General features: G+C 64.0%; 20 protein-coding genes. 9 read left to right on the top strand and 11 right to left on the bottom strand.

All coding sequences use genetic code 11. The features are described 5' to 3' along the window. Both HQ843_RS09350 and HQ843_RS09355 read right to left on the bottom strand, forming a co-directional pair. Positions 1-873, bottom strand: a complete 873-nt coding sequence (locus tag HQ843_RS09350; RefSeq protein WP_180898618.1) for an NAD(P)-dependent oxidoreductase — start codon at positions 871-873, stop codon at positions 1-3. 1 nt (position 874) lies between these two features. After that, positions 875-2,458 carry a peptide chain release factor 3 gene (locus HQ843_RS09355; RefSeq protein WP_180898616.1) on the bottom strand — a complete coding sequence of 528 codons (1,584 nt, stop codon included), beginning with the start codon at positions 2,456-2,458 and terminating at the stop codon, positions 875-877. 308 nt (positions 2,459-2,766) lie between these two features. Here HQ843_RS09355 and dut point away from each other — a divergent pair, with 308 nt between their 5' ends. The 3 genes from dut to cysK all read left to right on the top strand — a co-directional run bounded on the left by dut (position 2,767) and on the right by cysK (position 5,731). Continuing rightward, the gene (gene dut / locus HQ843_RS09360) at positions 2,767-3,219 is read left to right on the top strand and encodes a dUTP diphosphatase (protein WP_180898614.1); all 453 of its coding nucleotides are present in this window, start codon (positions 2,767-2,769) and stop codon (positions 3,217-3,219) included. A 105-nt stretch (positions 3,220-3,324) separates the two neighbouring features. Then, complete coding sequence (locus tag HQ843_RS09365) at positions 3,325-4,593, top strand: MgtC/SapB family protein (protein WP_180898612.1); 1,269 nt, start codon at positions 3,325-3,327, stop codon at positions 4,591-4,593. A gap of 169 nt (positions 4,594-4,762) precedes the next feature. Then, positions 4,763-5,731: a cysteine synthase A gene (gene cysK, locus HQ843_RS09370; RefSeq protein WP_180898610.1), complete on the top strand. Its 969-nt coding sequence runs from the start codon at positions 4,763-4,765 to the stop codon at positions 5,729-5,731. 283 nt (positions 5,732-6,014) lie between these two features. Here cysK and HQ843_RS09375 read toward each other — a convergent pair whose 3' ends face one another. Together HQ843_RS09375 and HQ843_RS09380 are read right to left on the bottom strand one after the other, a co-directional pair. Further along, positions 6,015-6,917 (bottom strand): response regulator transcription factor, encoded by a 903-nt coding sequence (locus HQ843_RS09375; RefSeq protein ID WP_180898608.1) that lies wholly within the window; start codon positions 6,915-6,917, stop codon positions 6,015-6,017. Beyond that, positions 6,910-10,293 (bottom strand): hybrid sensor histidine kinase/response regulator, encoded by a 3,384-nt coding sequence (locus tag HQ843_RS09380; protein ID WP_180898606.1) that lies wholly within the window; start codon positions 10,291-10,293, stop codon positions 6,910-6,912. Before HQ843_RS09380 ends, HQ843_RS09375 begins: the two co-directional genes overlap by 8 nt. A 168-nt stretch (positions 10,294-10,461) precedes the next feature. Between HQ843_RS09380 and HQ843_RS09385 the strand changes: the two genes are divergently transcribed. Both HQ843_RS09385 and HQ843_RS09390 read left to right on the top strand, forming a co-directional pair. After that, entirely contained in the window at positions 10,462-11,280 is an 819-nt protein-coding gene (locus HQ843_RS09385; RefSeq protein WP_180898604.1) for an ornithine lipid ester-linked acyl 2-hydroxylase OlsC, read from the top strand. 214 nt (positions 11,281-11,494) lie between these two features. Continuing rightward, the gene (locus HQ843_RS09390; RefSeq protein WP_180898602.1) at positions 11,495-12,877 is read left to right on the top strand and encodes an MATE family efflux transporter; all 1,383 of its coding nucleotides are present in this window, start codon (positions 11,495-11,497) and stop codon (positions 12,875-12,877) included. Positions 12,878-12,916: 39 nt separating this feature from the next. Here HQ843_RS09390 and HQ843_RS09395 read toward each other — a convergent pair whose 3' ends face one another. Then, a complete protein-coding gene (locus HQ843_RS09395) occupies positions 12,917-14,341 on the bottom strand; it encodes an FAD-binding oxidoreductase (RefSeq protein ID WP_180898600.1) in 1,425 nt (474 codons plus the stop codon). Next, the gene (locus tag HQ843_RS09400; RefSeq protein ID WP_180898597.1) at positions 14,342-15,325 is read right to left on the bottom strand and encodes an L-threonylcarbamoyladenylate synthase; all 984 of its coding nucleotides are present in this window, start codon (positions 15,323-15,325) and stop codon (positions 14,342-14,344) included. It lies immediately after the preceding gene. Between the two features lie 67 nt (positions 15,326-15,392). Here HQ843_RS09400 and HQ843_RS09405 point away from each other — a divergent pair, with 67 nt between their 5' ends. From HQ843_RS09405 to HQ843_RS09415, 3 genes are all read left to right on the top strand, one after another. Further along, positions 15,393-15,761, top strand: a complete 369-nt coding sequence (locus HQ843_RS09405; RefSeq protein ID WP_180898595.1) for a RidA family protein — start codon at positions 15,393-15,395, stop codon at positions 15,759-15,761. A gap of 114 nt (positions 15,762-15,875) precedes the next feature. Next, the gene (locus tag HQ843_RS09410) at positions 15,876-17,120 is read left to right on the top strand and encodes an aromatic ring-hydroxylating oxygenase subunit alpha (RefSeq protein ID WP_180898593.1); all 1,245 of its coding nucleotides are present in this window, start codon (positions 15,876-15,878) and stop codon (positions 17,118-17,120) included. A 1-nt stretch (position 17,121) separates the two neighbouring features. After that, a complete protein-coding gene (locus HQ843_RS09415) occupies positions 17,122-18,207 on the top strand; it encodes a hybrid-cluster NAD(P)-dependent oxidoreductase (RefSeq protein ID WP_180898591.1) in 1,086 nt (361 codons plus the stop codon). 4 nt (positions 18,208-18,211) lie between these two features. Here HQ843_RS09415 and phnN read toward each other — a convergent pair whose 3' ends face one another. The 5 genes from phnN to HQ843_RS09440 all read right to left on the bottom strand — a co-directional run bounded on the left by phnN (position 18,212) and on the right by HQ843_RS09440 (position 22,178). Next, a complete protein-coding gene (phnN, locus tag HQ843_RS09420; RefSeq protein ID WP_180898589.1) occupies positions 18,212-18,793 on the bottom strand; it encodes a phosphonate metabolism protein/1,5-bisphosphokinase (PRPP-forming) PhnN in 582 nt (193 codons plus the stop codon). Between the two features lie 4 nt (positions 18,794-18,797). Next, entirely contained in the window at positions 18,798-19,937 is a 1,140-nt protein-coding gene (locus HQ843_RS09425) for an alpha-D-ribose 1-methylphosphonate 5-triphosphate diphosphatase (protein ID WP_180898587.1), read from the bottom strand. Then, positions 19,934-20,674, bottom strand: coding sequence for a DUF1045 domain-containing protein (locus tag HQ843_RS09430; protein WP_180898585.1), 741 nt, complete (start codon positions 20,672-20,674; stop codon positions 19,934-19,936). Before HQ843_RS09430 ends, HQ843_RS09425 begins: the two co-directional genes overlap by 4 nt. 126 nt (positions 20,675-20,800) lie before the next feature. Beyond that, complete coding sequence (locus HQ843_RS09435) at positions 20,801-21,334, bottom strand: GNAT family N-acetyltransferase (RefSeq protein ID WP_180898583.1); 534 nt, start codon at positions 21,332-21,334, stop codon at positions 20,801-20,803. Between the two features lie 88 nt (positions 21,335-21,422). Next, entirely contained in the window at positions 21,423-22,178 is a 756-nt protein-coding gene (locus tag HQ843_RS09440) for a Bax inhibitor-1/YccA family protein (protein WP_180898581.1), read from the bottom strand. A 278-nt stretch (positions 22,179-22,456) separates the two neighbouring features. Between HQ843_RS09440 and HQ843_RS09445 the strand changes: the two genes are divergently transcribed. Next, positions 22,457-22,660 carry a YqaE/Pmp3 family membrane protein gene (locus tag HQ843_RS09445; RefSeq protein ID WP_180898579.1) on the top strand — a complete coding sequence of 68 codons (204 nt, stop codon included), beginning with the start codon at positions 22,457-22,459 and terminating at the stop codon, positions 22,658-22,660. The last annotated feature ends 3 nt before the right edge of the window (positions 22,661-22,663 follow it).

The raw sequence follows: 22,663 nt of genomic DNA on the forward strand, positions 1-22,663 counted from the left end.
TCAGCCCTTTTCCAGCGCCGTGCGCAGCATCGCCGCTAAATCCTCGTCGCCTTTGCCGTTTTCAAGGCAGGCCTTGTAGTTCGCCAGCGCCGCATCGATCGCCGGCGTGTCGACATCGTAGCTGTCCGCGACGCTTGCAAAGAGCGTGGCATCCTTCACCGCGCCGCGCACGGGAAAGCCGACGCTCCTGTCTTCGCCGCGAATGCGCGGCGCGCGGGTCTTCAGCGCGGGCGCGCCGCCGGGGCTGGTCATCAGGATATCGAGCATCTTGTCGAGGCTGAGGCCGGCGCGTTTGCCTGTCATCAGCGCCTCGCGCAGCACTTCCCAATAGCCGCACAGCACCATGTTGTTGACGATCTTGGCCGCAGCCCCGGTGCCCAGCGGCCCGGTGTGGTGGATGCGGTCCGACAGCGTTTCGGCGACCGGCAGGAAACGGGCGAAATCGGCATCCGCCCCGCCGATATAGAGCCCGGCCTTGCCGGAAATCACCAGTTCCGGGCCGCCGGAGACCGGCGCGTCGATGGCGCTGCCGCCCTTGGCCTTGATGCCTGCGGAATAGTGCTTCAGCAAGGCGGGGCTGACGGTCGATGTTTCAACCACAAGCTTGCCCGGGAGCGAGGTCGTCAGCAGCGCCTCGAGGACAGCCTCCACCGCCGCGTCATCGATCAGCGAGGTGATGATGACGTCCGCCTTGCGGGCAAGGGTCGCAGGGTTAAGCGCGACTTCGGCATGGGTCTCGGCGGCAAGCTCCATCGAAACGCCGCCGCGCGACCAGACAACCAGCGGAAAGCCATAGGCCGAAAGCCGGCGCGCCATAGCGGTGCCCATGCGGCCCATGCCGCAAATGCCGATCGTCTCCTTATCGCCCGCCATATCAGGCCGCCTTCGCCTGATGGTATTCCTTGATAGCGATCATCTTGATTGCCGGCGCCCGCTCGCTTTCGTAATTCAGCGAGAAGCCGTCCTGGGCGAGGAACACCGGATCGCCGTCGAGATCGCGGGCGATATCGCCGCGGCGGCCTGTGATGAATTTTTCAAGGTCGGCGGGCTTTTCGGCCGAAATCCAGCGGCAGACCGAAAACCGCGCCATCTCGAAAGACACCGGCAGGCCGTATTCCGCCTTCAGCCGCTCCTTCAGCACGTCGAGCTGCAGCGCGCCGACGACGCCGACGATCGCCGGCGAGCCGTCCTCGGGGGTGAACAACTGGACGACACCTTCCTCGGCCATCTGCTGCAGCGCCTCCTTCAGCTTCTTGGCCTTCATCGCATCCTCGAGCCGCACGCGGCGGAGAATTTCCGGCGCGAAGTTCGGCACGCCCTGGAACACCAGCGCCTCGCCATCGGTCAGCGTGTCGCCGATCCGGAGCGCGCCGTGGTTCGGAATGCCGACGACATCGCCGGCATAGGCGGTGTCGGCAAGCTGGCGCTGCGAGGCGAAGAAGAATTGCGGCGCGGTCAGGCCCATCTGCTTGCCGGTGCGGGCGAGCCGCGCCTTCATGCCGCGCGTCAGCGTGCCGGAGCACACCCGCACGAAGGCGATGCGGTCGCGGTGGTTCGGGTCCATATTGGCCTGGATCTTGAACACGAAGGCGCTCATCTTCGGGTCGGTCGCCTCGACGGTGCGGATATCGGCCACCTGCGCGCGCGGCGCCGGGGCGAAATCGGAGAGCGCGTGGATCAGGTCGCGCACGCCGTTGTTCCTGAGCGCCGAGCCGAAATAGACCGGCGTCATGTGGCCTTCAAGGAAGGCCTGCCGGTTGAAGGCGGGGTAGCCGTCAATGGCGAGTTCGGCCATTTCCGCCCAGTCCTGGCGCTCGTGCTCGGGCAGTTTCTCGGACACCGCTTCCGGGCCGTTCACCTTTGTCAGTTCCTTTTGGCTATCGCCATAGCGCACGGCGCTGTCCTTCAGGTGATAGGTGCCGGCAAAACTCTTGCCCTGGCCGATCGGCCAGGTCATCGGCACCGTGTCGAGCGCCAGTTTCTCCGCCACCTCCTCGAGAATTTCGAACGTGTCACGGGCCTCGCGGTCCATCTTGTTGACGAAGGTGATGATCGGGATGTCGCGCAGCCGGCAGACCTCGAACAGTTTCAGCGTTCTGGGCTCGATGCCCTTGGCGGCGTCGATCACCATGATCGCGGCATCGACGGCCGTCAGCGTGCGGTAGGTGTCGTCGGCGAAATCCTCGTGGCCGGGGGTATCGAGCAGGTTGAACACGGTGTTTTCATATTCGAAGGTCATCACCGAGGTGACCACCGAAATGCCGCGCTCGCGCTCGATCTTCATCCAGTCGGACCGGGTCTGGATCCGGTCCTTCTTCGCCTTCACCTCGCCGGCAAGCTGGATCGCGCCGCCGAACAGCAGCAGCTTCTCGGTAAGCGTGGTCTTCCCGGCGTCGGGATGCGAGATGATCGCGAAGGTGCGGCGGCGGGCAACCGCCTCGGCAAGCGTTTCGGGCATCGGTCGAATATCCTGTTGATGGCGGCCTATGTAGCGATTTGGGCCACAAGATGCAATTGACCTGTCGTGACCGGATGGCGAAGGATGCGGGCGAAACAAGCAAATGCCCCACGACCAACAATCTCCCCCCTTGAGGGGGAGATGTCGCGAAAGCGACAGAGGGGGGTGAACCCTCGCCGCTGGCTCAGGGAATGCGGTTCCCGCCGCACCCCTCTCTGCCCTGCCGGGCATCTCCCCCTCAAGGGGGGAGATCGGCCGGAGGTGAGGCGGTCGTTCAAACTGATAGGTCCGGGGTGAACGCAACGAACATGGAAACGAAAATGACGCTGAAGCTGAAACGCCTTGAACATGCAGAGGGCATCGAGCCGCCCGCCTATGAAACCTCGGGCGCCGCCGGCATGGATATCCGCGCCGCCGTCGACGCGCCGTTGACCCTTGCTCCGGGCAAACGCGCCCTGGTGCCGACCGGTTTCATCTTCGAGATTCCGGAAGGCTTTGAGGCGCAGATCCGCCCGCGCTCCGGCCTCGCCTTCAAGCACGGCATCACCTGCCTCAACACGCCCGGCACCATCGACAGCGATTATCGCGGCGAGGTGAAGGTTCTGCTCGTCAATCTCGGTGAGGAGCCTTTCACCATCGAACGCGGCATGCGCATCGCCCAGGTGGTCATCGCCCCCGTGACGCAGATGCCGGTCACCGTGGTCGACGACCTGACCGAGACCCATCGCGGCACCGGCGGGTTCGGCTCGACGGGCGTTTGAGGCTTCGTTTCCTGAGTTAAAAAAGTCGACCTATTTCCGCGCTCTTGCCGGTGTTGTAGTGTTCCTGGGAGACCGCGCGATCCGGCGCGATGCGGAGACTTGCTCATGGACATGATCGAAGCGTTTCAGCGGGTTGGTCTGGCGCTGGCGATCGGGCTGCTTGCCGGTATCGAGCGCGGCTGGCAGGAGCGCGATCTCGCCGACGGGCAGCGGGTGGCGGGCATCCGCACCTTCGCGCTTGTCGGGCTTCTGGGCGGGCTCGCGGGCTATCTCGGCATTGTGACCGGGACGGCGGTTCCGGCGATGCTGGCGGCCGGGCTGACGGTCGCCTTTGTGGTGTTCGAATACCTGGCCGCGACCCCGCGGCATGATTTCAGCGTTACCGGCGTGGTTGCGGCGCTTGTCGTGTTTGCGCTCGGCATCGTTTCGGCCACCGGCGATATGCGGCTGGCGGCCGCCGGCGGGGTGGTCACGACCGTGCTTCTGGCCGCCCGACACGCGCTGCACGGTTTCCTGAAATCGATGACATGGGTGGAACTGCGTTCGGCTCTGGTGCTCTTGACGATGAGTTTCGTGGCGCTGCCGCTTCTGCCCAACCGCGCGATCGACCCCTGGGGCGGATTCAATCCGTTTTCCGTCTGGCTGATGACGGTGATGATCGCGGCGCTTTCCTATGCCGGCTATGTGGCCATGCGCATCGGCGGGCCGGAACGCGGCATTCTGTTTGCCGGCGCCACCGGCGGCATCGTGTCTTCGACGGCGACGACGCTCTCCTTCGCGCGCATTTCGGTCAGCCAGCCGGCGCTGGCCAGAAGGCTCGCGGGCGCCGCCTCCATCGCCGGCGGGCTGTCGCTGGTGCGCTGCTTCGTGATTGCCTCGGTCGTGGCGCCGGCTCTGATGATTCCGCTGGCTGTCGCCCTTGCGCCGGGGCTTTGCGCCTTCATCCTTGCGAGCCTCATTCTCAATCGCAGCGGGAAAGCCGATGCTGCGAAGACCGAGCTTCAGCTTTCCAATCCGTTCGAGCTGCAATCGGTGTTGCGGTTCGGCGCATTGCTGGGCGTCATCGGTTTTGCCGCGAAGGTTCTGGTCAAATTCCTGGGGCCGGCAAGCATCGTGTTCATCGCGCTGGTTTCCGGCATTCCCGATCTCGATGCCATCACGCTTTCGACCGCGCATCTGGCCGGCGGCGCCGTTCCCGTCCATACCGCCGCGATCGCGGTGCTGACGGCGACGGTGTCCAATCTTGTCACCAAAGTGGTGCTGGCCTATGGCAGCGGCACCCGGGAATATGGCGGGCTTCTTGGGCTGGTGACGCTGGTCGTGATTGCCGTCGGTGGAGCCTGTTTCTGGTGGTACAGCGCGGTTTTTCAGTGACTGCGGACGCTCCATGAGGGCTCACGGGTCGGGACTGAAATAAAGTTTCGGAAATTGCGCTATAATTGGAACTGCATTCCCCGAGGCCGGAATGCATCGCCTGTTCGTGCCTCGAATTCGGTCGCCTGCGACCCTACCTAGAATGCAACGAACTCAAGGGAGCACAGTCATGGAACAGAACGGCAAGCCCGGGCGCGGGAAGGTATATGGATCCATCCTCGAGACGATCGGCGATACGCCGCTCGTGCGTCTCGACAAGCTGGCGAAGGAACATGGCGTCAAGGCCAACCTTCTCGCCAAGCTCGAATTCTTCAACCCGATCGCCTCGGTGAAGGACCGCATCGGCTTCGCCATGATCGAGGCGCTGGAAAAGGCCGGCAAGATCACCCCCGGCATATCCGTGCTGGTCGAGCCGACCTCGGGCAATACCGGCATCGCGCTCGCCTTCGCGGCGGCCGCCAAGGGCTACCGCCTGATCCTCACCATGCCGGAATCGATGTCGATCGAACGCCGCAAGATGCTGGCGCTGCTCGGCGCGGAACTGGTGCTGACCGAGCCGCCGAAAGGCATGAAGGGCGCCATCGCCAAGGCTGAGGAAATCGCCGCCGAGAACGAGAATGCGGTGATCCCGCAGCAGTTCGAAAACCCCGCCAACCCGGAAATCCATCGCCGGACCACGGCTGAGGAAATCTGGAACGACACCAATGGCGAGGTCGACATCTTCGTCTCCGGCATCGGCACGGGCGGCACCATCACCGGCGTCGGCCAGGTGCTGAAGGCGCGGAAGAAGGACATTCAGATCATTGCCGTCGAGCCGGCGGCCTCGCCGGTGCTGTCCGGCGGCTCGCCCGCCCCACACAAGATCCAGGGCATCGGTGCCGGCTTCGTGCCCGGTGTGCTCGATACCTCTGTCTATGACGAAATCGTCAAGGTCGAGAACGACGACGCCTTCGCGCTCGCCCGCGAAGTGGCCCGGCTCGAGGGCGTGCCGGTCGGCATTTCCTCCGGCGCGGCGTTGAAGGCCGCGATCGAGGTCGGCTCGCGCCCGGAAAACGAGGGCAAGAATATCGTCATCATCATCCCGTCCTTCGCCGAGCGCTATCTGTCGACAGCGCTGTTCGAGGGGCTTGGGCAGTAACGTAGCTTCGGTTTGCATGGAAGGCGCGCGCGGCATGGCTGCGCGCGCCTTTTTTATGGCCGACATAGCCGTTTTCCTGCCGGCAGGCGCCCCACATTCTGCCGTCATCCCGGCCTTGAGCCGGGATCCAGGGCGATGTGACGGGCGCATCAAACAATATCTGTCGCAAGGGCATTGCCGTGCGGCCCTGGATGCCGGCTCAAGGCCGGCATGACGGTGCTGAGGAGGTTTTGGCAACAAACAGCTGGCGCAGCTTGGTTGTTAGAACCGATGGCAACTCTGCTCACATCCCGTGCAGCACATAGGCCGCCTTGACGGCCGCGGAGGCGCGGTTTTCCACGCCGAGCTTGATGTAGATGGTTTCCAGATGCTTGTTCACCGTGCGGGTGGAAAGGCCGAGGATCTCGCCGATATCGCGGTTGGTCTTGCCCTTGGCGATCCAGGCCAGCACTTCGGATTCGCGCGCGGTCAGCGGAAATTCCTTGCGCAGCGCCTCGTCGTCGCTGACGGGATTGGCCGGGGTGACGCGGAACAGGAACTCGCTGGCGCCGGTCTTCTCCAGAAAGGCAAGCTGAAACAGCTTGCGGTCGCTTTCGGTGATCGGAAGCACGGCGTCGGCGGCCGGTTCGCCGCCGGCGAGCCAGACGGAAAGCTGGCGGGTGATGAAGCCGAGATCCGCTCCCGCGCCGACCGCGTCGTGAATCAGCCGGCCTGCCTGCGGCGTCATCCAGCGCAGCCCTCCCTCGGCATCGGAGGCCAGCAGGTGACGCCCCGTCGCGTCGAGCGCCACCCGCGCGCTCTGGGTCGAGCGGGCATTGGCGAGATGGACGCGGATGCGGGCGCGCAGCTCGTCGATATTGATCGGCTTGGTGAGGTAATCGACCCCGCCTGATTCCAGCGCGTGGACGATATGCTCGGTTTCCGAAAGCCCGGTCATGAAGATCACCGGCGCGGCGGCCGACGGCCCGGCCTTCAGCCGCCGGCAGGCCTCGAACCCGTCCATCGCCGGCATCACCGCATCCATCAGCACGATATCCGGGGTGATCCGCTCGACGATCGAGAGCGCGCTCGCGCCCGAGGTCGCGATCAGCACCGAATAGCCGGAAGCCTCCAGCGCCTCGGTCAGGAAGCTGAGCGCATCCGGGCTGTCATCGACCAGAAGAACGATTTCCCGTGCATCAGCCATTCCCATCCCCTTCGGCCGGAAGCGATCTCATGAAGCGCAGGAAGCCGTCGAGATCGAAACGATCGACAAAGTGTGCCGCTTCGTCGACAAACGGCTTGTGCGTGGCGGCAAGCGCCGCGAGCCTGTCCCTGATGCCCCGGTGATAGCCGATCTCGGCCAGACGGATCAATTCCTCCCGCTCGGTTTTCGCCGGCGGAACGAGCCGTTCCGGCATTTTCGCCGCCGCAGCGCGCGCGGCACCCGCCGATTGCCGCCATGTCAGCCCCAGATGAATGCCGAGCACGTCCTTCAGACGCTTCAGGTTGACGGGCTTGGAGAGCGTGTCGTTGTGGCTGTCGTCGCCGCGACCGATCACGGCGTCATCGCCGATATTGGCCGATAGCATGATGATCGGCCTGGTATTGCTGCGTTCGCGCAACGCGGTCGCCAGTTGCCAGCCGTTCATGCCGGGCATGCGGATATCGAGAAGGAAAAGATCCGGCGTTTCGTCCGCGATCTGCGCAAGGCAGGCTACGCCGTCCTCGGCCAGCATCACGTCGAAGCCGAGCGGGCTCAGGATCTCCGCCATCATCGCGCGGTGATCGGCATTGTCGTCGACGACCATGATCGTGCGGCGCGGACCGTCATAGAAGCCGGCATCGAAATCGGCATGCGGGGGCGGGGGAACCGGGCGGTCGACGGAGGCGAGCATCAGCCGCACCGAGAAGGTCGTGCCCGCGCCGGGGCGGCTCTCGACCTCGATATCGCCGCCAAGCGTGTTGACCAGAAGCTTGGTGATCGTGAGGCCGAGGCCGAGGCCCGGCTTGTCGAGCGTCTTCGCCCCGCCGCGCTCGAACGGCTCATAGATATGGCCGATATCCTTTTCATCGATGCCGCTGCCGGTGTCGGAAACGATGAAGGTGGCGACCTGGCTGCGATAGCGCGCATTGAAGGTCACGGTTCCGGCATCGGTGAATTTCACCGCGTTCGACAGCAGGTTGACCAGGATCTGGCGCAGGCGCTTCTCGTCGGTGCGGACATAGGCGGGCAGGTTCTGGTCGCGGCCGTGCCGGAAGGCGAGGCCCTTGACGCGGGCCTGGGTCTCGAAAATATCGACGATCTGATCGAGGAACTCACCCAGATTGATCTCGTTGGAAAACACCTGGAGCCTGCCCGCTTCGATCCGGGAAATATCGAGCAGCCCGTCGATCAGGCCGGAGAGATAATCCGCGGAACGGCGGATCGACTGGATCGCCGGCTGACGCGCCTTGGGAATCGTCGGATCGCGCTCCAGCAGTTGCGCATAGCCGGAAACGGCGTTGAGCGGCGTCCTGAGTTCGTGGGAGAGGCCCACGACATAGCGGCTCTTGGCGCGGTTGGCGGATTCGGCGGCCTCCTTGGCGGCCTGCAACGCGGCATCCGTCTTCTCGTGGGCGGCGATTTCCTTGAGCAGCAGCGTGGTCTGGCGCGAGGATTCTTCCTCAGCAACCTTGCGGCTGTCATGGGCCAGCACGAAGAACCAGGCGACCACGCCGGTAATCAGCGCGAACACGAAGAACACGATCAGCGCGGTGTTGTAGACCACCACCTGGGTTTCCGGGGCCGCCCGCGCTGTCTGATAGGCGATCATGCCCAGAATGGCGCCGATCGCGGTGATCGACAGCGCGAAGGTGATGCCATAGCGGCCGAGCCGTGTCGCGAGTTGGGCGACGACCCGTGCCGGCAGCAGCCTGTGGGCGACCGCCGTCAGTTGCGCGTCGAGATTGGCGTTGGGCTTGCAAAGGTCGTGACAGCGGCTGTCGAGCGAGCAGCACAGCGAGCAGATCGGTCCGGCATAGGCCGGACACCACGCCATATCCTCCGGCTCGAACGGGTGTTCGCAGATCGAGCAGGTGATCGCGGTTTTCGTCTGCCAGCCCTTGCGCTGGCGCCGGGCGAGGTAATAGCGGCCGCCGGTGGCATAGGCGAGCGCCGGCGAGGCGATGAGCGCCACGGCAAGCGAAATGAACGGCGCGAATGACACCGCGAGCGCGCCGAACAGGCCGAAATGGGCGGCGAGCGCAACCGCGCAGGAGAGCGTCATCGCGCCAAGGCCGACCGGGTTGATATCGTAGAGATGGGCGCGCTTGAACTCGATGCCGGGCGGCGACAGGCCGAGCGGCTTGTTGATGATGAGGTCCGCCGATATCGTCGAGAGCCAGGCCATGGCGACGATCGAGAACACGCTGAGCGAGGCCTCCAGCAGCCGGTAGATGCCGAGCTGCATCAGCAAAAGGGCGATCGCGACATTGAACACCAGCCACACCACCCGGCCCGGATGGCTGTGGGTCAGGCGCGAGAAGAAGTTCGACCAGGCCAGCGATCCCGCATAGGCGTTCATCACGTTGATTTTGAGTTGCGAGACCACCACGAAGGCGGCCATCAGCAGCAGCGCGGCCGTCTGGTTGGGGATCATGTAGCCGAAGGCGGTCAGATACATATGGGCGGGATCGGCGGCCGCGGACGCCGGCATGCCGGTGGAAAGCACGAGCACCGCCAGAAACGATCCCGCCATCAGCTTCGGCACCCCGACCACGACCCAGCCGGGACCGGCGAGGAAGATGGCGATGCGGTGATGGAGCTTGCGTTTGCCGGTCGCGGGCAGAAAGCGCAGGAAGTCAACCTGCTCGCCGATCTGCGGCATCAGCGCGAAAATCACGCCCGCAGCCGCCGCAAAGCCGGCCAGCGTGAACGGCGCGGCCGTGCCCGGTTGCGCTTCGGCGGCATTCAGCCCGCCAAAGGCCCGCCATAGTTCGAATTTCTCGTAGTCCATGAAGGCGATGAAGATGAACGGGGCGATGTTGAGCACGATCCAGAACGGCTGGGTGATCAACTGGAACCGCGAGATCATCTGCACGCCATAGGTCACCAGCGGGATCACCACCACGGCGGAAATGACGTAGCTGATCCAGAGCGGTATGCCGAAGGCAAGCTCCAGCGCGCCGGACATGATCGAGGCTTCGATCGCGAACAGGATGAAGGTGAAGCTGGCATAGATCAGCGAGGTTACCGTGGAGCCGATATAGCCGAACGAGGCGCCGCGCGTCAGAAGATCGATATCGACGCCGTGGCGGATCGCATAGCGCGCGATCGGCAGGCCGGCGAGCAGCATCACGGCGGAGGCGACGATCGCCGCGTAGAAGGCGTTGGTGGTGCCGTAGGACAGCGTTATCGTGCCGCCGATCGCCTCCAGCGCCAGAAACGAGATCGCGCCGATCGCGGTCTGCGATATCCGGCTTGAGGAAAACCGCCGCGCGCTCTTGGCGGTGAACCGCAGCGCATAGTCCTCCAGCGTCTGGTTGGCGACCCAGCGGTTATATTCGCGTCGGACCGGAATGATGCGTTGGCGTGGTGTCATGCAATCGCTCGCAAAGGGAGGTCAGCCGAATGTTTCGGCATCCCGGTCTGTTGGCAAGCAAAAACGCGTGGATATCCGTTCCGCGCGCCGCACTTTTTCCTTTTTTGTTACAATGTTATGCTGTTCGCGTGCAGGAAGGTCCGATGCATAGCATGAGAGAGGGGCATCATGGCAAAAGTAGAGAGCGAAACCGCCGGTCACGACCAGACCTTCGGCACTGACGGGATCACCCCGATGGAACGGCCGAGCGCCGTGACCCGCTTCTTCATGGGCATCGTCAACTGGGCGGAAAAGCTCAATCTGAAACACGCCATCCACGGCAATCCGCCGGTCTATGACAATGCCACTTTTCCCTGGTCGAAAGAGATCGAGGCGGCAGCGCCCGCGATCCGCGCCGAGCTTGACAAGGTGCTCGAGCGCCAGTCGGAGCTTCCGAGCTTCCAGGACATCTCGACCGACGTGAAGACGATCTCCGACGACAATCACTGGAAGACCTTTTTCCTGCTAGGCTACGGGCTGAAATCGGAGCAGAACATCAAGGCCTGCCCGAAGACCTGGGAGGCGATGCAGAAGATACCCGGCCTCACCACGGTGATGTTCTCGATCTTCGAGCCCGGCAAGCATCTGCCGGCGCATCGCGGGCCATACAATGGCGTGCTGCGCCTCCATCTCGGCATGATCGTGCCGGAAGCAGCCCCCGGCGAACTCGCGATCCGTGTCCGGGACCAGATCTGCCACTGGGAGGAAGGCAAAGTGCTGATCTTCGACGACGCCTATGAGCATGAGGCCTGGAACCACACCGACAAGACCCGCGTGGTGCTGTTCGTCGACTTCGTCAAACCGACCCGTTTCCCGGCCAATTTCGTCAACTGGATGCTGATGAATCTGGCCGTGTTCACGCCGTTCATCCGCGAGGGGCTCGACAACCACAAGGACTGGGAAAAGAAGTTCTACGCCGAGGCGGAGGCGCTCAGGAACCGGCCCTGAGCGATCTTCCATGGCCTCCGCTTGACTTGCAACGGTCGTGCAGGCTAGTTGCGCGCGGCTGCTGACGCCCGCCGCCCGCGCGCCGGAAACGGCGATGGTGAAGTCAGTTCCGACTTCGCTTTTTCGTTTTTCAAACGACACTCGAAGCATTCGGCAATGTGGGTCCCGTGCATGGCCGCTTCGGCGGCATGAGTGTCCTTGAAGGGCAACGAGAATGTCTGACGTCGTTTCGCCGCGGGCGAACCCCTATCTTTCCGGCCCGGTCTGGCCGCTGTTTCTCAAGACCGCCGCACCCATCGTTCTGCTGATGCTTGTCAGCGGGCTCTACACCATCGTCGACGCGATTTTTCTGGGCCTGCTGGTCGGTCCCCGCGCGCTTGCCGCCGTCACGCTGGTATTTCCGATCTTCATGGCGGTGGCGGCGTTGTCGACGCTGGTTTCCTCCGGCATGGCCTCCATTCTGGCGCGCCGGCTCGGCGCCGGCGATGATGACGGCGCGCAGGCGGTGCTGCAATCGGCAATGATGCTGTCGCTGCTCGTTGCCGTGCTGCTGATGGCGTTTTATCTCACGCTCGGGATCAGGCTTGTCGAGTGGTTTTCCGAAGGCGATGCCGGGCTTGCGGCGATGGCCAGAACCTATCTGGCGCTGCTGATTTTCGGCAGCCCGCTGCAGTTCCTGGTCTCGATCCAGGGCGATGCGCTTCGCTCGGAGGGCAAGCCCGGCGTGATGGCCGGCATCGGCGTTCTGGTCACGCTCGCCAATATCGGCTTCAACTATGTGTTCATCGCCGGCCTTGGCTGGGGTGTTGCCGGATCGGCGGTCGGAACGCTCTCAGCGCAGGCGGTGGCCATGGGCGTGGCGGTGTGGCTCAGGCTTTCCGGGCGGACGCCGCTTGCGCTTTTCCGCCGCACCGGCTACCGGCTGACGGAGGCGTGGCCGCGCATTCTGGCGCTCGGCCTGCCGCCGTCGTTGGGTCTGGCCGGCACCAGCCTTTCAGCGGGTTGCTATATTATCGGCATCGGCATCTGGAGCGGCGACAACCACGATGTCGCGATCGCCGCCTATGGCATCGCCTCGCGGCTTCTGACCTTCGCCTTTCTGCCGCTGTTGGGGCTGAACTTCGCCTGCCAGTCGATCGTCGGCAACAATTTCGGCGCGCATCTGTTCGACCGGTCGGACCGGACGCTCATGGCTGGCCTCGCCACGGGGCTTTGCTACGGGATTGTCGTCGAGCTTGCGTTCGTCTTTGGAGCAAAGCCGCTCGCGGCACTGTTCGTGACCGATCCGGCGGTGATCACCGAGGCCGTCCACATCGTGCGGATCGTGACCGCGGCCTATGTCCTCGTCGCGCCCCTTATGGTGCTTGCCGGCTATTTCCAGGCGCTCGGCATGGCAAGCCGGGCGGCGGCGATCACGCTCGGCCGGACCTATGTCTTCACCCTGCCGCTGATCTTCATACTGCCGTTCATCTTCGGCGAAACGGGTTTATGGATGGCGGCGCCGGCAAGTGATCTCGGCATGCTCGTGGTCGCGATCACGGTGCTCTGGCTCAACCGGAAACGCGCTCGCTTGGGCATGTTTTGGAGCGGCGGCTGAACCGGCAGTCGCCGGTTTCATCCAGGATTTCGGGGACGTTCAGGCCTTCAAAATCTTGTCCGGGTTCATGATGCCCGCCGGATCGAAGGCGTTCTTGATCCGCTGCATCAACTCGATCTCGATCGGTTCGCGGATGCGGGCAAGCTCGTCGCGCTTCAGCCGTCCGATGCCGTGTTCGGCGGAAATCGAGCCGCCATGGGCAAGCACGATTGCGTGGACGATCTCGTTGACCTCGCCCCAGCGCGCCAGGAAGGCGGCCTTGTCGGCGCCTTCCGGCTGGGAGATGTTGTAATGGATATTGCCGTCGCCAAGATGGCCGAAGGCGCAGATGCGCGCGCCCGGCACGGCCGCCATCACCGCCGCATCCGCCTGGTGCAGGAAGGCGGGCACGGAGGAAACCGGGACCGAGACATCGTGCTTGATCGAACCGCCCTCCGGCTTCTGCGCCTCCGACATGGTGTCGCGCATGTGCCAGAGTTCCGCGATTTCTGCCTCTGACTTGGCGATCACGGCGTCTTCCACAATGCCCTGTTCAAAGGCTTCCTCCAGCACCGCCGTCATCATGTCGTCGGCCGATTGCTGGCTGTCTGAGGTCGAAACGTCGATCAGCGTGTACCAGGGAAAGGGCTTCGACAGCGGATCACGCGCGCCCTCGGTATGCTTGACCGTAAAGGCGAATGCCATGCGCGCCATGATCTCGAAACCCGTCAGCGCGGAGGCGCAGCGGTCTGCGGCAAGGTTGAACAGGTCCAGCGCCTGTTCCGGCGTGGCAACGGCTGCAAACGCCACCTGATGGCCTTTCGGGCGGGGATAAAGCTTCAGCACCGCGCCGGTGATGATGCCGAGCGTGCCTTCCGCGCCGATGAACAGGTCGCGCAGGTCGTAGCCGGTATTGTCCTTCTTCAGCGAGCGCAGCCCGTTCCAGATCTCGCCGGTCGGCAGCACCACTTCGAGGCCGAGGCACAAATTACGCATATTGCCATAGGCAAGCACCGCCGTGCCGCCGGCATTGGTCGACAGGTTGCCGCCAATGCGTGCCGATCCTTCGGAGCCGAGCGACAGCGGAAACAGCCGGTCATTGTCGGCCGCTGCCTTCTGGACCTCGGCGAGGATCGCGCCGCCATCGACCACCATGAAATTACCGGCGGTGTCGATCTTGCGGATCTTGGTCATCCGCTCGAGCGAGAGCACGATATCGGTTCCTGCCTCGCGCGGAACCGCGCCGCCGACATGGCCGGTGCGCCCGCCCGCGGGCACGACCGGCGTTTTCGTCTCGCTAGCAAGCGTCATGATCGCGGCGACCTCGGCCGTGGAGCCGGGTTTCAGCACAAGCGAAGTCGCGCCGTGGTACAGCCCGCGGGTTTCGGTGAGGTAGGGCGCGATATCGCCGGCCGCAGTCAGCGCGTGGCCGGCGCCGACGATTTCGGCAAAGCGGGCGATCAGGTCTGCATTCGGGCCGGTCATTCAGTTGTGGTCCTTAGGGCGGGGGGCGGCGGCGCGGGCAAGCCGGTCGTTGATCGCCTCGCCAATGCCTTCATGGGGGATCGGGGTCACCGCGATCGCGGTTGCGCCGCTCTGGTCGGCCTGTTTCATCAGGTCGTAGAGCCTGCTCGCGGCTTCCTCCGGATCGGCGGTCTCGCTCAGATGGAGCACGATATGGGCGGCATCGGCGTTGTCCACGACCGGCGCGCCGAACACGATCAGCGCCTCGCCGGGCTCGACATGACTGGCGTTCAGACGGACGGCGGCGTTGGGTGCGTAATGCGATGCCATCATGCCGGGCGCCTCGATGGCGTGGGACGCGAGTGGTCGCGTGACCGAAAGCCCCGTCAGCCGCTCGACCGCCTCGGCGGGTATGCCGCCCGGGCGAAGAAGGGTGATGGTCTCGTCCTCGACCTTGAGGATCGTCGATTCGACCCCGACGATCGCGGGCCCGGCGTCGATGATCAGTTGCAGCCGGTCGCCGAGATCGGCCTCCACATGACCGGCGGTGGTCGGGCTAAGCCGGCCGGACCTGTTGGCGCTGGGGGCTGCGAGCGGCAGGCCGGTCTCCGCGATCAGCCGTCCGGCGAACCCGCGCGGCACCCGGACGGCCACGGTGGCAAGCCCGGCGGTGGCCGCAGCCGCGATCCCCGAGCCGGGCTTCAGCGGCAGCACCAGCGTCAACGGTCCGGGCCAGAAGGCATCGGCGAGTTCGCGCGCAAGCGGCGAGAAATCGGCATAGCGCTCCGCCATGGCAAGATCGGCCATATGGCAGATCAGCGGGTTGAAGGCGGGCCGGTTCTTGGCCGCGTAGATCCTGGCGATCGCGTCCGCGTCGGTGGCGTCGCCGGCAAGGCCGTAGACGGTTTCGGTCGGGATCGCGACCAGTTCGCCCGCGATCAGCAGCCGCCGACCTTCCGCAAGCGCAAGCTCTTCCTCCCGGCTGATGTCTATGATCCGCGCCATGGTCTTCCTGCTCTCCGTGTTCCACAATCGTTTAGAACAACGCAAACGCTGAACAAAGGATTTTCTGATGCGACGGATTTTCTCGGGCGGAATTTATGAAAACAAGATCGGCTATTGCCGCGCCGTGGTCGCGGGCGGCTTCGTCCATGTGGCCGGCACCACGGCACAGGGCGCCGATATTCCCGGCGATGTCGCAGGCCAGTGCCGCTCGGCGCTCGCGGCCATCGAAAAGGCGCTGGCGGAAGCCGGTTCGGGTTTCGCCGATGTGGTCCGCGTGAATTACTACCTGCCCCACGCGCCGGATTTCGAGGCCTGCTGGCCGATCCTTGCCGCTACCTTCGGCGACAATCCGCCGGCGGCGACCATGATCGAATGCGGCCTGATCGATCCCAAATACCGGATCGAGATCGAGGTGACGGCGCTGGCGCGCGGGTGAGAGCCAAAAGGCGCGTGTCGTCATTTCCGAAAGTCATGTCGTGATTGGAATGCATGCCGGACGCCGCGGGTGATTAAATAAAAAATATTGCCCGTCTTCGCCCCGGAGGCCGCCATGACGATACGCCAGAAGATGCTGGATGAGCTGACAAACCGCCGCGACGGTTTCACGCTCGCCCAGCCGTTTTATACCGACCCGGATTATTTCCGCGTCGACATGGAAAATTTCTATTACCGCGACTGGCTGTTCGTCGCCCATGATTGCGAACTGCCGCGTCCGGGCAATTACCTGACGCTCCAGATCGGCGACTATTCGGTGATCCTGACGCGCGGGCGCGACAAGGTCATCCGGGCGATGCACAATTCCTGTCGCCATCGCGGCTCCAGGGTCTGCGCCGCTGAAAAAGGCACGACCGCCAAGCTCGTCTGTCCCTACCATCAGTGGACCTATGATCTCGACGGCTCGCTGCAATATGTCCGCCATATGGGCGAGGATTTCGACAAGTCGCAATATGGGCTGAAGCCGGTGCATTGCGAGAGCATCGAAGGCTATATCTTCGTCTGCCTTGCCGATCATGCTCCCGATATCGCGCCGCTGAGGGCGAGGATCGCGCCCTATCTGGTGCCGCACAACATTCCCGAGACCAAGGTCGCCTTCAAATCCTCTATTGTGGAAAAGGGCAACTGGAAGCTCGTCTGGGAAAACAATCGCGAGTGCTATCACTGCGCCGCCAATCACCCGGAACTCTGCCGCACCTATCCCGAAGCCGCCTCGGTCACCGGGGTGCAGGGGATGATGGACGATCCGGAAATTCAGGCGCACTGGGCACATTGCGAGGCGGCGGGGCTGGAGGCGAAGTTCTTCCTCAATCCCGACGGCCAGTACCGCATCACCCGCATGCCGCTGATCCCGGGTGCGGAAAGCTACACCATGTCGGGCCAGCGCGCGGTCAGGAAGCCGATGGGACCGAACACGGCCGCCGCCGGCATCGGCGCGCTGCTGCTGTTCCACTATCCCACCACCTGGAACCATTTCCTGGGCGACCACGCGATTTCCTTCCGGGTGCTGCCGCTCGGGCCGGAGGAAACCGAGGTCACCACCACCTGGATGGTGCCGAAGGACGCGGTCGAGGGCATCGATTACGATATCGAGGAACTCACCCATGTGTGGACCTTCACCAACGACCAGGACCGCCAGATCGTGGAGGAAAACGCGCGCGGCATCCGCTCGCCCGCCTATGAGCCCGGCCCGTACTGCGAAGAGGATGAGGGCGGCGTGATGCAGTTTGTCGAATGGTACGCGAACACCTCGATTTCGCGGCTGTCCGACACCGCGCCGCCGCTGTCGATCGTTGCCTGACATGGTCAAGCCGAAGACCTTCAGGCATATCGACGAGATGGTGCCGTGGAATGGCCGCGAGCATATGCTCGAATGCGTCGCCTGGACGCCGGAAGCGCCCGATGTGATGACCTTCACCTTCCGCGCGGAACAGGAAAACATCTGGTTCCGCTACCTGCCGGGCCAGTATATCACGCTGGAACTGCCGATCGGCCCGGAGCCGGTGCTCAGAACCTACACCATCTCCTCGAGCCCGACCCGGCCGTTTACCATCGCCGTCACGGTGAAGGCGCAGAAGGACAGCATCGGCACGCGCTGGATGTTCGAAAACCTGCATCCCGGCATGAAGATCAAGGCAATCGGCCCGCTCGGCGATTTTTCCTATGCCACCAAGCCGGCCCAGAAATACCTGTTCATCTCGGCGGGGTCCGGGATCACGCCGATGATGTCGATGACGCGCGATCTCGGCGACCGCGATCCCGATACCGATATCGCCTTCATCCACTGCGCCCGTTCGCCGAACGACATCATTTTCCGCTGGGAGCTGGAGTACAAGGCGCGCTACATGCCGTTCTTCAATCTCGGCTTCATCGTCACCGAGCTGGAGCGCACCCAGCTCTGGTCGGGGCTGAAGGGCTTCATCGACCGCGCCAAGATCGCGCTGCTGGTGCCGGATTTCCTGGAGCGACGGGTGTTCTGCTGCGGGCCGGATCCGTTCATGGCGACCGTCAGGGATTCGCTTGAAAGCTCCAGCTTCGACATGGAAAACAACTATTTCCAGGAGACTTTCAAGCCGGAGGCGCCGTCGCCGACCATGTTCGTCGGCGAGAGCGCGGACGAGGACAAGCGACTGGTGATCGAATTCGCCGATTCCGGCATCCGGGCCGAGGTGCCGCCCGGCTTCACCGTGCTTCAGACCGCCCGCAATGCCGGCGTCCGCATTCCCGCCGCCTGCGAGAGCGGCATCTGCGGCACCTGCCGGACCATGTGCAGATCCGGCAAGGTCGACATGCAGCATAATGGCGGCATTCTCGATGACGAGATCGAGGAGGGCTATATCCTCGCCTGCTGCTCCCGCCCGCTCACCGATGTCGAGGTGGAAGCTTAAAAATTCAGCGCCCGTTTTCCGACAGGCTGTCCCGGATCAGCGCCACAAGCTGATTGCCGGCTATATCGAGCGCGTCGGAATTGTCGATCGTGACGACGTCGAAATCGCCACGGACCGCCATGGTCGAGCGGGCGAGGCGGGCGGTGATCTGGTCGCCGCTCTCGCGCCCGCGCGCCGCAAGCCTTGCGGCAAGGATTTCGGGCCGGGCGGTGACGTTGACGACGGTGAGGCGGGTAAAGGCTGCGCGGAAATCGCCGAGCGCCTTGCGTGAGCCGTTGCAGAGCGCAACGCCGCCCTTGGCGACGAAGGCGCGGTGCGCGGCCGGAATGCCGTAATCGAGCCCGTGCGCCGACCAGGAAACGGCAAATCCGCCTTCGGCCTTCATCGCCGCGAACGCTTCCGGCGACATGGTGTCATGAATTTCGCTGGCGCTGTCGCTGGGCCGGGTGATCACCCGGCGGATCACGGCAAAGCGCTTGTGGTCGCAAAGGAGGGCCGCTGCGTGGTTGATCAGGCTGTCCTTGCCGGCCCCGCTCGGACCGACCACGACGATAATCCTGCCCGCCATCCTGTCGGCCCTTGCCATCGGCTCAGGCCACCCGCTTGCCCGCCCGCCAGACCGCGCGGGTCACCGGCGCGCCGGAGGGGCGATGAACGCGCACCAGATCGGCTCTGAGCCCCGGCGCGATCCGCCCGCGATCCTCGAGCCCGACGGCTTTGGCCGGCGTCGCCGTCACCATCCGCAGCGCGCGCGGCAGGCTGATCGCCTCAAGCGTATCGGCGAGGATGAAGGGGGCATAAAGCAGGCTGAACGGCACGTAATCCGACGACAGCACATCGAGCACGCCGCGTTCGGCGAGATCGCGCGCGGCGATATTGCCGGAATGCGATTTGCCGCGCACCACATTGGGCGCGCCCATCAGCACCGAAAGCCCGGCCTTGTGCGAGGCGTTCGCGGCCTCGAAACTCGTCGGAAACTCGGCAAGCGCCACGCCGTGGCCGATCGCCTCTTCCACATGGGCGACGGTCGCGTCGTCATGGCTGGCAATGGCGATGCCGCGGGCGGCGCAGTGATCGGAAATCATCTGCCTGTGCCGGTCGGAATATTTCTCGGATTGCCCCTGACGCTCCGCGACGAAGGCGGCGAAGGCCTCATCGGAAAGCCCGCGCTTCGGCTTGTAAAAGAGCTCGTACTGGGAAAGATCGGTAAACTGCCGCTGGCCCGGCGCGTGGTCCATCAGCGATGTCAGCCGGACATGCGGGTCGTTCTCGAAGCCGGCGAAGTGTTCCATCACGTTGGCGGCGGAAACCTCGCAGCGCAGATGCAGGAAGTGCTGGGCCTTCAGCCGGTCCTCGCGCTCGGCCTGCTGGATCGCGTCGGCCATGTCGCGCATCTCGCCGAGATCGAAGCCGTCGTCGCCGTCGGAACCCATGCGCAGGCAGTCGAAAACGGTGGTGATGCCCGACGCGATGATCTGGCCGTCATGGGCCTGGACGGCGGCGATCTTGTCCCAGCGCACGCCGGGCCGCGGCGAATAATGGCCTTCGAGGTGATCGGTATGGAGCTCGATCAGGCCGGGGATCAGGTAATCGCCCTCCATGTCCTCGCCGACCGTGCTTGCCCCCTCCGCGATCTCGGCGATCGCGCCGTCGCGCACCACCAGCGTGCCCTCCACGATCTCGTCCTCAAGGACGATCCGCGCATTGGCGAAGACGGTTTCCGCGCTCATTCCTGGGTATCTCCCGTCCCGATATCTCCCGCCCCGATATCTCTTGATTGACCGCCGGTCAGCGGCTGCCAGCGGCGGATGGTGAAGGGCGCCCCGCGCCGCTCCTCCATGAACAGGCCGATGCCGGAAATTTCAAGCGGCTCGCCGACAAAGGGCGCGAAATAATCCTCGATCGCGGTCTCGATCACGTGCGCGTCGGTTCCCGACACCGGTCCCGTCAGCGTCATGTGGAAGCGGAAGGCGTCGAAGACGTAAGGATAGCCCCAGCGCTCCAGATTGTCCCGTTCCTCGTCGCTCAGGTCGTCCGGCTTGCGGCGCGCGATCTCCTCGTTTGCAAGCGGCGCGCGCATCGGCTCGAAATAGCGCACCACATCGGCGGCGAAATCCCGCAGCGTCTCGTTCTCCCGTGCGGGAACAAGGGCGTGGAACCTGCCGAGTTTGCCGAGTTTCAGTTCGGGAATGTCGAATGGACCATGCTTGCGGCAGAATACATCGAAGGCGGCCTCAAGCGCTGCCGGCGTGGTGTTGTCGGCCAGCCGGAACGGCGCCTTCAGCGTGGCGTGGAAGCCGTAGCGGGCCGCCGCCGCCGTCACCGCGCTCATGCGTCCGGAAGGTAGCGCGATGCTGTCGGGAAACGGTCGCTCCTCGCCGGCAAAGGCGTCGTAGCCGAGCCAGCGGCCGGCGGCAATCGTCAGCGGGTGGTCGATGGCGGGAGTGAAATAGATGGCGTAGCGCAAATCGTTTTCCTTGCCCGTAATGAAGGGAGGATGGGGAAAGTGCAGGGATTCGCCGCTCTTGGCAAGGCGTCCCCATGTTCAATGCGCTGCCGGTGCGAATGGTTCCGTCGGCGCGGTCCCGGCCGGTCAAAGCGACAAGGGCAGCGGGTCGCTCCGGTTGCCCTCGCCAAGCGGGCGCTGCATGAACACGGTATCGAGCCAGTTACCGTGCTTGAAGCCGGTTCCCGTCAGCCGGCCGGCCTCGGTGAAGCCGAGCGCGAGATGGAGCGCGATCGAAGCCGGACTGGCGCCGCCGATGACGGCGACCATCTGGCGAAAGCCGCGCTGTTCGCATTCATCGACCAGTCGCGCCAGCAGGCTTTTGCCGACGCCCTTGCCGCGCGCCTCGGGCGAGAGATAGACCGAATTTTCGACCAGCCAGCGATAGGCCGGGCGGGTGCGGAAGGCGCTGGCATAGGCATAGCCGATCACGCGGTCGTCCTCGATGGCGGCGAGATAGGGGTAGCCGGCGGCGGTGATCGCGGTCATCCGCGTTTCCATTTCGTCCCGGCCGGGCGGTTCCAGCTCATAACTCGCAACCCCGTTCAACACGCATTCGGCGTAGATTTCGGTGATTGCGGAAAGGTCGGCGGGGGAGGCGGGGCGGAGGGTCACGGTCATGGTTCGGGTCGCGGCGGTTGAAAGGTTGCGGGCATGAAAAAGGCGGCCCGCGGGCCGCCTTGATCACTGTTTATATCCTCGATCGGGATCAGTTCCGGTTGCCGAGCAGGCGCAGCATGAACAGGAACATGTTGATGAAGTCGAGGTAGAGCGTCAGCGCGCCCATGACCGCCTTGCGGCCGGCCACTTCATGGCCGTCGCCTTCATAGTACATTTCCTTGATCTTCTGCGTGTCCCACGCGGTCAAGCCGGCGAAGATCAGAACGCCGAGAACCGAGACCGCGAAGCCGAGCGCGCTCGACTGCAGGAAGATGTTGACGATCATGGCGATGATCACGCCGAACAGGCCGATCACCATGAAAGAACCCATCGCCGAAAGGTCGCGCTTGGTGGTGTAGCCGTAAAGCGACAGCGCGCCGAAGGACGCGGCGGTGATGAAGAAGGTCTGGACGACGCTCTGTCCGGTATAAACCAGGAAGATCGTCGACAGCGAAATGCCAGTCAGCGCGGCGTAGACCCAGAACGCGGTCTGGGCGGCGGCGACGCTCATCTTGTTGATCCGGAACGCCAGCACGAAGAAGGCGATCAGCGGCGCGAACATGACGAGCCATTTCAGCGGCGAGGCGTACATGACCTGACCGAACTGGGTGAGCTGCATCTGGCCACCGGCATCGCCGGCAACCGCAGCAGTGAAAACTCCGTAGGCCGCGATGCCGGTGATCACAAGACCAAGCGCCATGAGATTGTAGACGCGCAGCATGTAGGTGCGCAGTCCCTGATCGATTTCAGCACTCGCATGCGCTCCCGCCTGCGCGCGGTTCTGATAGTTGCGAAGATCAGCCATTGATTTCCTCTAAAAAAGCCCCTCGTTGTTCACGGTGTCGGGCACCGCCGCAAGGCAGAAGCCCAGGCGCCGCTGGGGGGCTCCAGCAAGCCTGATGACAATATGAGGGGAACGGGGACGCGATACAAGGCATATCCGTTTGAATTCCGTCTGCAATTCCTCAAATTTTCGTAAGAAATACGTCCCGCGCCTTGCAAAACCCGAACAGGAAGCACCATTTCAGCTGGAAAAGGGCCGCACATCCGCTCTCGGGGCCGGCCGCAGGGTAAGAGGTATTCATGCGCTATTTCATCGCCGTCATTCTGCCATGGCTTTCGTTTTTCACGATCGGAAAGCCGTTTTCCGGGATCATCTGCCTGATCCTGCAGATCACCCTGATCGGCTGGCCGATTGCTGCATTGTGGGCCCTGTTCGCGGTCCAGAACTACTGGGCCGACCGCCGCAACGCCGAACTGCTGGACGCGCTGCGCCGCGACAAATAGCCT

The sequence above is a fragment of the Martelella sp. NC20 genome, assembly GCF_013459645.1.
Lineage (GTDB): Bacteria > Pseudomonadota > Alphaproteobacteria > Rhizobiales > Rhizobiaceae > Martelella.